The following is a 13,454-nucleotide window of genomic DNA, read 5'->3' as shown; positions in this document are numbered from 1 at the left end:
TGTACATTTTTGTCAACGCACAGCCCAAGCGGCGTGCTGAGACTTATCCACCATTCCTGTGGATAACCTTGTGCATGAGCGACCTAAAAGTTGCTGCGTGCGAGTCAGGGCGCGGGTTGAGCTTAGTTTGTCCGCATTCTCTACTTTTTGATAGAATGATTAATTATCAATAACTTAATTAAAATCAATAGGGCCTCGGACGGGTTGTCAATATTGTGTAAATATTCAGCAGGCCAACTTGAAAAAGTTAATTCGTGACAGAATCTGGGGATAAATGTCATTTGGTGGGGAAAATCCCTGCCCGCAATTGCCCTAAAAAGGGCAGTGTGCACCCCGGCGATAAAATCACCGCTTGAAGCTGTGTTTATATCCAGTATTATATATAGCAAAGTATCGTTGAGTTTGACAAGACGGAAGAGTCTTCCATACTGATCCTCCTCACCGGTCTCGCACGTTCTCATCTCAGGTAGCCCGCAATGAGCAAAGTTTTCAAATTACATTCCGATTTCAAACCTTCGGGCGATCAGCCTGAGGCTATTCGTCGCCTGGAAGAAGGGTTGGAAAACGGTCTGGCGCATCAGACATTGCTTGGCGTAACCGGTTCGGGCAAAACCTTTACCGTTGCCAACGTGATTGCCGATTTAAATCGCCCAACCATGGTGCTGGCGCCTAATAAAACGCTGGCCGCGCAGCTCTACGGCGAAATGAAAGAGTTCTTTCCCGAGAATGCAGTTGAATATTTTGTCTCTTATTACGACTACTATCAGCCCGAAGCCTATGTGCCGAGCTCCGACACCTTTATCGAAAAAGATGCCTCGGTAAACGAACATATCGAGCAAATGCGTCTTTCCGCCACCAAGGCATTGCTTGAACGTAAAGACGTTATCGTGGTCGCGTCAGTGTCTGCTATCTACGGTCTGGGTGATCCTGATCTGTATCTTAAAATGATGCTGCACCTGACCAAGGGCATGATCATTGACCAGCGCGCCATTCTTCGCCGACTGGCTGAACTGCAGTATGCCCGTAACGATCAGGCGTTTCAGCGCAGTACTTTCCGCGTGCGTGGTGAAGTGATCGATGTCTTCCCTGCCGAGTCTGATGACTTGGCGTTGCGCATTGAGCTGTTTGACCAAGAGGTGGAACGGCTCTCGCTGTTTGACCCTTTAACCGGCCAAATTTCTACTGAAGTGCCGCGCTTTACCATTTACCCGAAAACGCACTACGTCACCCCGCGTGAGCGTATTGTGCAGGCGATGGAAGAGATCAAAGTTGAACTGGCCGATCGTCGCAAAAACCTGCTGGCCAATAATAAACTGCTGGAAGAGCAGCGTATCAGTCAGCGTACCCAGTTTGATCTGGAAATGATGAATGAGCTGGGCTATTGCTCGGGGATCGAAAACTATTCACGCTATCTTTCCGGGCGTGGCGAAGGCATGCCACCGCCGACCCTGTTTGACTATTTACCGGCCGACGGCCTGCTGATCGTCGATGAATCACACGTCACCATCCCGCAAATTGGTGGCATGTACAAAGGTGACCGCTCGCGTAAAGAAACGCTGGTGGAGTACGGTTTTAGACTGCCGTCCGCGCTGGACAACCGCCCAATGCGCTTTGAAGAATTTGAAGCTTCCGCGCCGCAGAGCATTTACGTTTCCGCGACGCCCGGCAATTACGAGCTTGAAAAGTCCGGCGGCGATATTGTTGAACAAGTTGTACGTCCGACCGGCCTGCTCGATCCGCTGATTGAAGTGCGTCCGGTGGGAACACAGGTTGATGACCTTCTTTCAGAGATCCGCAAACGTGTTGCGGTCAATGAACGTGTGCTGGTGACTACGCTGACCAAGCGTATGGCAGAAGACCTCACAGAATACCTCACCGAACACGGCGAAAAGGTGCGCTATCTGCACTCCGATATCGACACCGTGGAGCGCGTTGAAATCATCCGTGACCTGCGTCTGGGCGAGTTTGACGTGCTGGTGGGGATCAACCTGCTGCGAGAAGGTCTCGACATGCCTGAGGTATCGCTGGTGGCGATTCTGGACGCCGATAAAGAGGGATTCCTGCGTTCGGAGCGTTCACTTATTCAGACCATTGGTCGTGCGGCGCGAAATCTCAACGGCAAAGCCATTCTGTACGGCGACAAAATTACCAAATCGATGGCGAGGGCGATTGAAGAAACTGAGCGCCGTCGCGCCAAGCAGGAAGCATATAATCTGGAAAGAGGCATCACACCGCAGGGCCTGAACAAGAAAATCGGCGATATACTGCAACTGGGTCAGCCGAAATTTAAAAAGAACAAAGAGATGCGCGAAGCACAGGCGGCCGCAACCTTCAAAACGCTTACGCCAAAAGCGCTGGAGCAGCGTATTCGCGAGCTGGAGGCCAAAATGTATCAGCACGCGCAGAATCTCGAGTTTGAAGATGCGGCCAATACTCGCGATGAGTTACACGCTCTCAGAGACCAATTTATCGCATTGTCTTAAATACCCTCACTTTCACGCTGTGGGGGCGTTGGCTGCCCTCATTCAGCGCGAAATCTATAGGGTATTGCATTGCTGCCAGAAGTGATAAACTTCGCGCCCTGACTTTATCTGTGGCCGCTGCTAATGACCGACATTAAACCAAAAGATCCCCTCCACGGCGTTACGCTGGAAAAACTGCTCACCGTTTTGGTGGAAAATTTTGGCTGGCTAACGTTGGCGGGGCAAGTGAACATCAACTGCTTCAAGAGTGATCCGAGCATCAAGTCCAGCCTCAAGTTTTTAAGGCGCACGCCGTGGGCGCGCACCGAGGTCGAGACGCTGTATCTTGATTTTGTCGAGGGGTTGTTGAAGCCAGATATGAGCCGCAAAGGCAAACGGCGCACCGGACCTTCAGCGGACAATGCTTCTTCGCCAGCCAAAGGTGTGGCGGGCAAGAAGGTCAGCACCGCCAAGCCGGCCGCTGACAGCCCGTGGAATAATCATCCCATGCTGAAGAAAAACGACGCTGAAAAGGGCTGATTCAAGCTTGACCTATGCGTTGTAATGCCTCTTCCAGCGCCAGCCTTAGCAGTTCTCTGTCGTGGCGATAGGGAACGTCCTGCGCCTCAAGTGGACCCTGAATAATTAAGCGGCTGGCCGCTTCACCCAAATAAACACCAGGCCCTACGATGGCCGCGCTGATAGCAGAACGGCCAATCTGCTTTTCAATCATGTTGAGTTTGTCTTGCAGGCTCAACGACGCGGCCGCCACGCTAAGCTCTTTGCCAAGATTGCTGATGTACACAATATGCGCACGGCTGCGGCGCAGCTCAGTCGCCAAGTCTTTGAGCAGCAGCAGTGGCATCAGGCTGGTGAAAAAGCTGCCAGGACCAATAATAATTAAATCCGCTTCGGCGATAGCCTCTAAGGCTTCCCGCGTGGTGTCGACCTCAGGTTCAAGCATCAACTGCTGCGGCACCTTAAGCATCTGATCGACATTGACTTCGCCATGAATCAGATTGCCGTGGTGATCGATAGCTGCCAGATCGACAGGATCCTCCGACATCGGGATCAGCTCGGCATCAACCTTTAACAAGCTGCGCACCAGGTTCATTGCCTCAAGCGGACGTACGCTGAGGCTGTCTAGTGCGCGCAGAATAAGATTGCCCAGATTGTGCCCGTCAAGCTCGCCGCTGCCGCTAAAGCGATATTCAAACATCGCCGAGGCCACACTGGGCTCAGTGATCAGCTGATTAAGACAGTTGCGCATATCTCCCCAGGCAATGCCACCTACCGATCGGCGAATTCGCCCCGTTGAACCGCCGTTATCGGTCGTGGTAACAATGCCGGTCAGGCGTGAGCCCAGCGAAGAAAGTGACGACATTACGCGCCCCAGTCCGTGACCGCCGCCCAGTGCTACAACTCTATCCAAGTCACTCAACGCCCTGTTACGCATAATTCCCCTTCGTCCGGCATTAACACTCCTGTGCGTCTCTACGCTTAAACGGCGGTGAGTTTGAGCGGTATCGATAGCATAAAATTTTCTGAAACAATTTTACCTAATTTTTCTATTAACTTGTTATCTTTCGTACTTATCAGAGCGGTTGCAAAATGCACTTGATTTAATAGGTGTTTTTATTTCAGCCAGGTAATAAAATCGCTGTATAACCAATTACATAGCGAATAACCCGCTTGGCGTATGGCTTTTTACGGCGTTACAATATGGCTCAACCGCGTTCTTTAAGACGCTGTCAGTCTGAAGAATTGAACTCCTAGCCTTGGTGCCTAAGTTGTTTGTCCACTGCGTCGTTTGCGTCGCAAATCAATCAATAAGGTGCCTTGGCCGTGACGCTCCGTCACCAGGGTGCAGGGTAGAAATGCCCGCATCTCCCGTATTTGGAAAGGTGTTAACAAGGTGCCACAACTAACTGACGCATTTGCGCGCAAGTTCTATTACTTGCGCCTGTCGATCACTGACGTGTGCAATTTCCGTTGCACGTATTGCCTGCCAGACGGCTATAAACCTCAGGGTCACAACAACAAAAGTTTTCTTTCACTCGACGAAATCCGTCGGGTGAGCCGCGCGTTTGCCAATCTTGGCACTGAAAAAGTACGTCTGACCGGTGGTGAACCCTCACTGCGCCGCGATTTCAGCGAGATAATCGCTGCCGTGCGTGAAAATCCTCAGGTTCGCCATCTGGCGGTCACCACCAATGGTTATCGTTTAGCGCGTGACGTCAATACCTGGCGTGACGCCGGACTTACCGCCATCAATGTGAGTGTTGACAGTCTTGATGCCCGTCAGTTCCACGCCATCACCGGTCAGGACAAATTTCGTGAAGTGATGAACGGAATTGACGCTGCTTTCGAAGCGGGTTTCGAAAAAGTGAAAGTCAACGCCGTACTGATGCGCGATGTCAACCACACCAGCCTGCACACCTTTCTAAACTGGATCAAAGATCGGCCAATTCAGCTACGCTTTATCGAACTCATGGAAACGGGTGACGGCGGTGATTTATTCCGCAAACATCACGTTTCTGGACAGGTAATTCGCAATCAGCTGGTACAGCAAGGCTGGACGCTGCAGGGCCGCAGCCGCAGTGACGGCCCGGCTCAGGTATTCAGTCATCCTGACTACGTAGGCGAAATCGGTTTGATCATGCCTTACGAGAAAGATTTTTGCGCCACCTGTAACCGGCTGCGCGTATCGGCTGTCGGTAATCTGCATCTGTGCCTGTTTGGTGAGCAGGGTATTCCTTTACGTGATCTGCTGGCCGATGACCTGCAGCAGGACGCGCTCATGGAACGCATTCAGGGCGGATTGAGCACCAAAAAACAGACCCATTTCCTGCATCAGGGCAATACCGGCATCACGCAGAATCTCTCATTTATTGGCGGCTAATCGCCAAAGGGAAAACATTATGAGCAAAGCCAGTGGCGATTTTCAGGCGCTTTCGATAGCTATACTTACCGTTTCCGACAGTCGCACCGAGGCTGACGACAGCTCCGGTGACCACCTTAATGAGGCCGCAACGGAAGCGGGTCACCACGTCGTTGCGCGAGAAATCATAAAAGATAACCTCTATAAGATCCGCGCCGTCGTGTCGCAGTGGATAGCCGACGAGCGAATTGGTGCAGTGATTATCAACGGCGGCACTGGATTTACTGCCGGTGACAACACGCCTGAAGCATTAAAACCGTTGTTTGACCGCGAAATAGAAGGCTTTGGAGAACTGTTCCGCATGCTCTCCTATGAGGACATCGGCACGGCGACTATTCAGTCACGCGCGCTGGCCGGCATGGCGAATCAAACCGTTATTTTTGCCATACCTGGGTCGACCAATGCCTGCACAATGGCTTGGGAGCAGATCATTTCTTCACAGCTTGATGCGCGAAACCGCCCCTGCAACTTTATTCCTCACGTAAGAAAGTAAAACAAAACTATGTCTAGTCTGACGCATATCAATGCCTCCGGTGAGGCCCACATGGTGGACGTTTCCGCTAAAGCAGAAACCGTTCGTGAAGCGCGTGCTGAAGCCTATGTTTCAATGGCTGCCAGCACGCTGGCGATGATTGTTAAAGGCGACCACCATAAAGGTGATGTGTTTGCCACGGCGCGTATTGCCGGTATTCAGGCCGCCAAAAAGACCTGGGATCTGATCCCACTGTGTCATCCGCTGTTGCTCACCAAGGTCGAAGTGAAGCTTGAGGCACAGCCTGAGTTCAGTCGCGTGCGAATCGAAAGCCTCTGCCGCCTCAGTGGTAAAACTGGCGTCGAAATGGAGGCACTCACGGCCGCTTCCGTGGCGGCATTGACCATTTATGACATGTGTAAAGCGGTGCAGAAAGACATGGTACTAGGCCCGATCCGCCTGCTGGAGAAAAGCGGTGGGAAGTCCGGCGACTTCAAGGTGGAGTCATGATTGAGGTTTTGTTTTTTGCTCAGGTTCGTGAACTGATAGGTACCGGTAGCCTGCAGTTGCCCGCAGAATTCGACAGCGTAGATGCATTGCGCCAGGCGCTGTGCCAGCGTGGTGACCGTTGGGCGCTGGCGCTTGAATCTGGCAAACTGCTGGTGGCGGTGAATCAGACGTTGGTTGACGTGACCCACGTCATTAAAGACGGCGATGAAGTGGCGTTTTTTCCGCCGGTAACCGGAGGCTGAATGATGCAAGCAACGCGTATCGTGGTCAATGCTGCGCCTTTTAGCGTCGGTGACGAGTACCAGTGGTTAGCGCAGTCCGATGCCGACGGTGCGGTAGTGACGTTTACCGGCAAGGTGCGAAATCATAATCTTGGCGACAATGTCAGTGCCCTGACGCTAGAGCACTATCCCGGCATGACCGAAAAGGCGCTGGCCGACATTGTTGAAGAAGCCCGTCAACGCTGGCCGCTGCAGCGAGTGTGTGTTTATCACCGTATCGGCGCGCTGTTTCCCGGTGATGAAATCGTGTTCGTTGGCGTCACCAGCGCCCATCGCGGCATGGCGTTCGACGCCACAGAATTCATCATGGACTACCTGAAAACTCGCGCTCCTTTCTGGAAACGCGAGGCCACCGAGCAGGGCGACCGCTGGGTGGAGTCCCGAGAGACGGATCAGGCTGCCGCCAAGCGCTGGTCCTCTTCGTCCTAGGCACTGTCGCGGCGTTGGCTGCGTTCGTGCGCCCGAATCACTGACTTGTGTCAGCTCATCGGGACTGACTCTCTTGCCGCCTTGCTACATCACCTATGACGTTGAGGAGCTAATGGGGCCAGGCACTGTCGCGGCGTTGGCTGCGTTCGTGCGCTTTTGTAAACCAATTGTTTACTGGTCACTGGTGTAACGCGCAGCGGTGGGTTTTTATGATAGGCTTAGATTACTGGTAGGCTGCAATCTCAGCCTTGTTTTTGTCCTCCATGTAAGAGGTAAGCATCATGGATCGATATCCACGCACTAATGGTTCCATCGTTGAACGCGCCAACAGCGGTATTCAGGCCTATATGGCGCAGGTGTATGGCTGGATGACCTGTGGTCTGCTGTTGACCGCTTTCGTCGCCTGGTATGCCTCGCGCTCACCGCAGATCCTCGGATTTATTTTCTCAAGCCAGATAACCTTTTTCGGTTTGATTATTCTCCAGCTCGCGTTGGTATTTGTTATTTCAGGCATGGTGAATCGTCTGAGCGGCACCGTTGCCACCGGGCTGTTTATGCTTTACTCGGCCCTGACCGGACTGACGATTTCGAGTATTTTTATCGTTTATACCGGTTCATCGATTGCCGCTACCTTCTTGGTTGCAGGCGGGATGTTTGGTGCAATGAGCGTGTTTGGTTACACCACTAAACGCGACTTAAGCCGCATGGGTAGCCTGCTGTTCATGGCGCTGATTGGCATTGTGCTAGCATCGGTGGTCAATATCTGGTTGAAAAGCTCGGCCTTGATGTGGGCGGTGACTTACATCGGCGTAGTGGTGTTTGTTGGCCTGACGGCGTATGACACGCAGAAGCTGAAAAACATGGGTGAGCAGCTGTCAGTCAATGATAAAGATAACTTCCGTAAATACTCCATCGTCGGTGCATTAACGCTTTATCTTGATTTCATCAACCTGTTCCTAATGCTGTTGCGTATTTTTGGCAACAGAAGATAAGCAGTTAAAAAGACTAAAAAGGGAGCTGTGAGTAAAATCTCACGGCTCCCTTTTTTATTGATTTCCCTTAATTATTTAACTCGCACGCCGGTCGGTATCTTTCTAAAACTCCACCAAATCTGTGCCGCATTCATCAATACCAAGATTGCAGTCACTAAAAATACCCAGCGGAAACCCAGTGCAGCGGAGACGCCGGAACCAATCAGTGGACCTGCAACGTTGCCCAAATACATAAACGACTGGTTATAGCCAAAGATGCGTCCTGTGACCTGTTCGCTGCTGTATTTAACCAGCAAAGCCTGCACCGCGGGCATCAAGGCGCCATCGCCGAATCCCAGTAAAAAGCGCAAGATGCCTAATTGAACCGGCGTGCTGATAGTGGCCATCAAACAGAACAGCACGAAGCAAAATACCAGCGCGACGATAAGCACCCGATGCGCGCCAATGCGGTCACCGAGCTTGCCAAGCTTGGGCGCTGCCAGCAGTGCAGAAACGCCCGGCACTGCCGCAATTACGCCGCTGATAAAGGCAATATTATGGGTGTTGTCCGAAAGGTTGCGAATAAACAGGGTGAGGATTGGGCTGATAGAACCGTTTGCCAACTGAATCATCATAGTGGTGACAAACAGGCTGATAATCAGCATCGGATATGGCAGCGTCGTAAACACCGCTTTGCCGCTGAGGCGATTGGCCTTGGTAACCGGCACTACGCGCTCTTTAATGAGGAATAATGTTATCAGGAAACTGATGAACAGCAGGCCACCGGTGACATAAAAGACGGTGCGCAGGCCAAGCGTATCGGCCATAAATCCACCGAGCAGCGGGCCGATAATAACCCCGGCAACCTGTCCGGTTGAGAGCGTGCCCAAGGCCCAACCGCTTTTCTCGCGTGGAACCTGTGACGCAACCAGCGCCATCGCGTTGGGAATGTAACCCGACGTTAGCCCCATCAGTGTTCTAAGAATAAACAGCTGCCAGACGTTTTGCGCGAAGCCCTGCAGTACCATGACAATGGCCATGCCAAGAGCAGCGCGCAGCAGCATCAGTTTGCGACCTTTGCGGTCGGCCAAGCTTCCCCAAAGTGGAGCAACGCAGGCTGAAACCAGAAACGTGCCGCTGAACACCACGCCTGACCAGATGCTTAGCGCTTCGTGGTCGTGAACACCAAGTTGCTCAACGTACAGAGGCAGAAAAGGCAGGATTTCACTCATCGCCAGACCGGTAAAGAAACAGCCCAGCCAGACGGAGATTAAATTAAGTTTCCACGTTTCCATTTTATTACGGCGTTGCCTTATGAATGAAATAGTTAACCTCCGTAATCATAGCAAGCTAAAGTTTTATGAGAATGACAAAAAGTGGTAACACGTTAAGCATGGGTTAATTAACGATGCTATAGCAAGCTTAGGCAATTTGGCGGCACAAAGTATCGTTTTTTGGATAAGTTGGGGATATAAATTGCCACTTTGTTTAAGGAGGGTTTTGCATAAGATTTTTAGAACATAAGGTATTAGGGCTATCAGGAATAAGATGATGCTTTTGGCCGGGTGCATATTATGGCGCATCGGCCAAAATTAGGGCGAGTAGCGTTGGTGATAGGTTTTTTCACCAACGCCCGGGGACTTTATTTAACCGCTTTCAATTCTGTAACAGTGATCGTTTCACGGCCTTTCGGATCGGTAACGGTCAGCTGAATTTTTACTTTAAAATTCTTGCTGGCAGGCTTAATGAGGCGAACGCGGGTTGAAACCCCTTCATGGTTCGATATTTGAACCTTCTTGATATTAGTGAGAACTTTCCACTTATAGTTAAATCCCTGTGGCGAAATCCCTTCAGGAGAAGTTGAGTTTGCACCACTGAGAGAGACCCAAAAGGTGGGATCAATTTGCTTAGAGGTTGTGCTTATCTTTGCATCTGGTGCCTGGTCTGCCTGACTGTCAGCCGAGAGGGTTTTTTTAATCCAATCAGCATGAGCCGACACTTTTGTTACTTGTCCCACCTGCCATAGTCCGCGTGACATTAATCCCGAGACAATATAATCACCCTGGCTGTTTAAAAACATCCATGGGCCGCCAGAGTCGCCTTTACCGGTGGTTCCTTGCGAAGCATCATCCGGGTTGCCGATGCATAAATTATTTGCCGGATTAAAGTTGGTATCCGGGTAACCTTCTGGTTTATCTATGCAGAAATGATTAGCAAAAATAGCCCCCTCTGTTTTCATCAGCTTGTTAGAGGTAATGGAGTTGTGGGTTGCACCGAAGCCAATCGCGGTGAGGGCAGTACCGACGGGAAGCTTGACGTTGTCATCGATGCCGTTAAATTTGCCAAAACTGTTCGTTTTAGCGCTGTGAGCGAGCTTAACTAAAGCGATATCATTTTGACCCATGCCGTCATAATCAGGATGAATAACGACTTTTTCGAACTCGGCACTTTCTTTATAAACAGATTTAGGCCAGTACTGCTCTAAACCTATCAGTGCTTCATACCTATCCGCATCCATTTTATCAACGCAATGCGCTGCCGTAAGGAGCCAATCTTTATTCACCATTACGCCGCCACATGTGTGGCTATTGGGTGATATCTCAGCCTTATCATTGGTGATGATCGCGACAAAAGCAGGGAACTCACCGGGAGCCGCTTCTTCGCCTTTAAGAATTTTTGTATCAATATTTCCCGCTATAGCTGAGGAAGCGGAGCTTAATAAAGCCAGACTGATGGCAGCACCTAAAAAATGTCTTATTTTCATTTAAATTCCTTTTATGTGTTTGAATTGCAATGTAACTTCCAGTTACACATTGACATATTTTTTTTCGGAATGGCCTTGATCTGAATAAGATATCTCTTTTAATAAAGGGGAATGTTCTCAAGGGGTTGAGAAGATAGAAATAAGAGGGGGGATTTTGTGTCTCTCTGTCTCTCCAATCATTGAGACTTTTGTCCGGCATACACGCACTCATTTACAGCTTGAATCATATAAATGCGCGTCTTGCTGTGATATCTGTTAGAATATCCACAACTGGCGCACTGCAGTTTGTGCCGAATCCTCGTGGTAATGCCTCATTTGCCTCGTCTGATCATCCATTCTTGAAACTGCACCGAACCTGTTCGGGTTAGAGTGGACTGGAGTTTTTCCCTATATGTCATTTGATTCTCTCGGCCTGAGTGCCGACATTCTGCGTGCTGTTGAAGAGCAGGGCTATAACACACCTACGCCTATACAGCAGCAGGCAATACCTGTTGTGCTGCAGGGCCGTGATTTGATGGCCAGCGCTCAAACCGGTACGGGTAAGACCGCCGGTTTTACCCTGCCTGTTTTGCAATTGCTCCTCAACACCAGCGTTCCGATTCAAGGACGTCGTCCGGTTCGTGCTCTGATCCTCACGCCAACCCGCGAACTGGCGGCTCAGATCGGTGAAAACGTCACGGCTTACAGCAAACACTTGAGCCTGCGTTCGCTGGTGGTGTTTGGTGGCGTGAGCATTAATCCACAAATGATGAAACTGCGCGGCGGCGTCGATATTCTGGTGGCAACGCCGGGTCGATTGCTGGATCTGGAACACCAGAGAGCGGTTGATTTATCACAAGTACAAATTTTGGTTCTGGATGAAGCTGACCGCATGCTGGATATGGGCTTTATTCACGACATCCGTCGTGTATTGGCCAAGCTGCCAGCCAAACGTCAGAACCTGCTGTTCTCTGCGACCTTCTCTGACGAAATCAAAGGGCTGGCGAGCAAATTGCTGACCAATCCTGCTTCTGTTGAAGTGGCGCGTCGTAATACCGCCTCTACCCAAATCGAGCAAAGCGTTCACTTCGTTGACAAACGTCGTAAAAGAGAACTGCTTTCGCAGATGATTGGTACCGGTAACTGGCAGCAAGTGTTGGTCTTCACCCGCACCAAGCACGGCGCCAACCATTTGGCCGAGCTGCTTAATAAAGATGGCATTACTGCCGCGGCTATTCACGGCAACAAAAGCCAGGGCGCACGTACTCGCGCATTGGCCGATTTTAAGGCCGGTGGAATTCGGGTGCTGGTCGCCACTGACATCGCCGCGCGCGGTCTGGATATCGACCAGTTGCCGCACGTTGTTAACTATGAACTGCCAAACGTGCCTGAGGATTACGTGCACCGCATCGGTCGTACCGGTCGTGCAGAATCTACCGGTGAAGCGATTTCACTGGTGTGCGTAGACGAACACAAACTGCTGCGCGACATTGAGCGTTTGCTCAAGCGCGAGATCCCTCGTATTGCGTTGCCTGGCTATGAGCCAGACCCGTCTATCAAAGCTGAGCCGATCGTTAATGGTCGTCAGGGCAGCGGTGGCGGCGGTCGTGGTGCACCACGCCAGGGCGGCGGCGGACAACGTTCTGGCGCACCACGTCAGGGCGGCAACGGTCAACGCAGTGGTAACGGCGGCAGCGCTGGCAATGGCGGTAATGGGTCAGGCGAAAGCCGTCCATCACGTCCACGTCAGGGCGGGGCTGCTCACGCAGGTCAGCGTCGTACAGGCGCAGCCGGTGGCCGCAGGTCTTCAGGCGAGTAATAACGCCTCGTCTCGCGGAATCATATCTATCAAGCCCTCTGTCTCAGAGGGCTTTTTTTTTGCCTTTCATCAGCTATAACCAGATGCGATAAGCACAGCGCCGAGCACCCTGCAGAATATGCTCAGTGCGTTCTACGTGAGCGTCCAGCGTTTTACTAAACACTTCGCGTTCTGCCCGACAAAAGCCCTGACAGGTGGACGCCGCCGCGCAAATTGGGCAGTGATTTTCAACCAGTAAATAGCTGTCATCCTCCTGCTTCTCCCAATCGGCCATATAGCCTTCACGGGTGCGGATTGCCGCCAGGCGACTCAGCCTCTCTTCCAGCGAATCTGCGCCCTGCATAGCAATTTGGTAGTGTTGCAGCGTCTCGGTTTCGCGGGTAGTGATAAGCTTATCCAGCGCGTCTTCACCCAGCGATGAGCGGATCATTCTCAGTAATTGCACGGTTAAATCAGCATGACTGTCAGGGAAGCGCGCGTGGCCTTCTGCCGTCAGCAACCAATATTGGACTGGTCTGCCGACGCCCTGGGTAATGGCTTTACTTTCAACCAATCCCTCTTTGGCCAATTTAACAAACTGCTGGCGCATGGCTTCGCCAGTGGTGCCCAGAATTTTTCCGGCGTCGCTGGCCTGCAGCTCACCGCGAGTTTTCAGCAGCATCAGCAACCGTTCGGCGACGCTTTGTTTAGCGCCTTGTGAATTTTCCAAGTCTTTACTTGACATATTGTGACGTCGGGTCCTAGATTATGGCAGGAATTATTATTCCAAGAGAAAGCTTGTTTTAATGTAAACCAATCACGCCGGGAGTTCAATCTCGTTGTGTCG

13 protein-coding genes and 1 riboswitch are annotated in these 13,454 nt (G+C 51.4%); of the genes, 9 read left to right on the top strand and 4 right to left on the bottom strand.

The features are described from left to right. Window positions 1-476 precede the first annotated feature (476 nt). Both uvrB and GA565_RS24970 read left to right on the top strand, forming a co-directional pair. A complete protein-coding gene (gene uvrB, locus GA565_RS18775; RefSeq protein ID WP_055777490.1) occupies window positions 477-2,483 on the top strand; it encodes an excinuclease ABC subunit UvrB in 2,007 nt (668 codons plus the stop codon). Window positions 2,484-2,606: 123 nt separating this feature from the next. Continuing rightward, window positions 2,607-3,002 carry a VF530 family DNA-binding protein gene (locus GA565_RS24970; RefSeq protein ID WP_152200036.1) on the top strand — a complete coding sequence of 132 codons (396 nt, stop codon included), beginning with the start codon at window positions 2,607-2,609 and terminating at the stop codon, window positions 3,000-3,002. 1 nt (window position 3,003) lies between these two features. Here GA565_RS24970 and yvcK read toward each other — a convergent pair whose 3' ends face one another. After that, window positions 3,004-3,918: a uridine diphosphate-N-acetylglucosamine-binding protein YvcK gene (gene yvcK, locus GA565_RS18765; RefSeq protein ID WP_152200034.1), complete on the bottom strand. Its 915-nt coding sequence runs from the start codon at window positions 3,916-3,918 to the stop codon at window positions 3,004-3,006. A gap of 301 nt (window positions 3,919-4,219) precedes the next feature. Then, window positions 4,220-4,385, top strand: a riboswitch (molybdenum cofactor riboswitch). Between yvcK and moaA the strand changes: the two genes are divergently transcribed. The 6 genes from moaA (at window position 4,378) to GA565_RS18735 (ending at window position 8,087) form a co-directional block, all read left to right on the top strand. After that, a complete protein-coding gene (gene moaA, locus GA565_RS18760) occupies window positions 4,378-5,364 on the top strand; it encodes a GTP 3',8-cyclase MoaA (protein ID WP_152200032.1) in 987 nt (328 codons plus the stop codon). Its footprint overlaps the riboswitch before it by 8 nt. Window positions 5,365-5,383: 19 nt before the next feature. Then, window positions 5,384-5,896 carry a molybdenum cofactor biosynthesis protein B gene (gene moaB / locus GA565_RS18755; protein ID WP_152200030.1) on the top strand — a complete coding sequence of 171 codons (513 nt, stop codon included), beginning with the start codon at window positions 5,384-5,386 and terminating at the stop codon, window positions 5,894-5,896. Window positions 5,897-5,905: 9 nt separating this feature from the next. Beyond that, window positions 5,906-6,385 carry a cyclic pyranopterin monophosphate synthase MoaC gene (gene moaC, locus GA565_RS18750; RefSeq protein WP_152200028.1) on the top strand — a complete coding sequence of 160 codons (480 nt, stop codon included), beginning with the start codon at window positions 5,906-5,908 and terminating at the stop codon, window positions 6,383-6,385. Next, entirely contained in the window at window positions 6,382-6,627 is a 246-nt protein-coding gene (moaD, locus tag GA565_RS18745; RefSeq protein WP_152200027.1) for a molybdopterin synthase sulfur carrier subunit, read from the top strand. Before moaC ends, moaD begins: the two co-directional genes overlap by 4 nt. 3 nt (window positions 6,628-6,630) lie before the next feature. Continuing rightward, a complete protein-coding gene (gene moaE, locus GA565_RS18740; RefSeq protein WP_152201619.1) occupies window positions 6,631-7,095 on the top strand; it encodes a molybdopterin synthase catalytic subunit MoaE in 465 nt (154 codons plus the stop codon). 281 nt (window positions 7,096-7,376) lie between these two features. Then, window positions 7,377-8,087, top strand: a complete 711-nt coding sequence (locus tag GA565_RS18735) for a Bax inhibitor-1/YccA family protein (RefSeq protein WP_055777513.1) — start codon at window positions 7,377-7,379, stop codon at window positions 8,085-8,087. A 71-nt stretch (window positions 8,088-8,158) separates the two neighbouring features. Here the strand turns inward: GA565_RS18735 and GA565_RS18730 are convergent, their stop codons facing one another. Together GA565_RS18730 and GA565_RS18725 are read right to left on the bottom strand one after the other, a co-directional pair. Beyond that, complete coding sequence (locus GA565_RS18730; protein WP_055777516.1) at window positions 8,159-9,361, bottom strand: multidrug efflux MFS transporter; 1,203 nt, start codon at window positions 9,359-9,361, stop codon at window positions 8,159-8,161. 347 nt (window positions 9,362-9,708) lie between these two features. Next, on the bottom strand, window positions 9,709-10,830 hold the full coding sequence (locus tag GA565_RS18725; RefSeq protein ID WP_152200025.1) for a trypsin-like serine protease: 1,122 nt from the start codon (window positions 10,828-10,830) through the stop codon (window positions 9,709-9,711). 391 nt (window positions 10,831-11,221) lie between these two features. On the opposite strand from GA565_RS18725, the gene rhlE reads away from it, so the two are divergent. Beyond that, window positions 11,222-12,628 carry an ATP-dependent RNA helicase RhlE gene (rhlE, locus tag GA565_RS18720; RefSeq protein ID WP_152200023.1) on the top strand — a complete coding sequence of 469 codons (1,407 nt, stop codon included), beginning with the start codon at window positions 11,222-11,224 and terminating at the stop codon, window positions 12,626-12,628. Between the two features lie 73 nt (window positions 12,629-12,701). Here the strand turns inward: rhlE and GA565_RS18715 are convergent, their stop codons facing one another. Beyond that, the gene (locus tag GA565_RS18715; RefSeq protein ID WP_152200021.1) at window positions 12,702-13,352 is read right to left on the bottom strand and encodes a metalloregulator ArsR/SmtB family transcription factor; all 651 of its coding nucleotides are present in this window, start codon (window positions 13,350-13,352) and stop codon (window positions 12,702-12,704) included. Window positions 13,353-13,454: the final 102 nt, after the last annotated feature.

Source organism: Rouxiella sp. S1S-2, assembly GCF_009208105.1.
GTDB lineage: Bacteria > Pseudomonadota > Gammaproteobacteria > Enterobacterales > Enterobacteriaceae > Rouxiella.
This window is presented reverse-complemented; position numbering and strand designations above follow the sequence as displayed.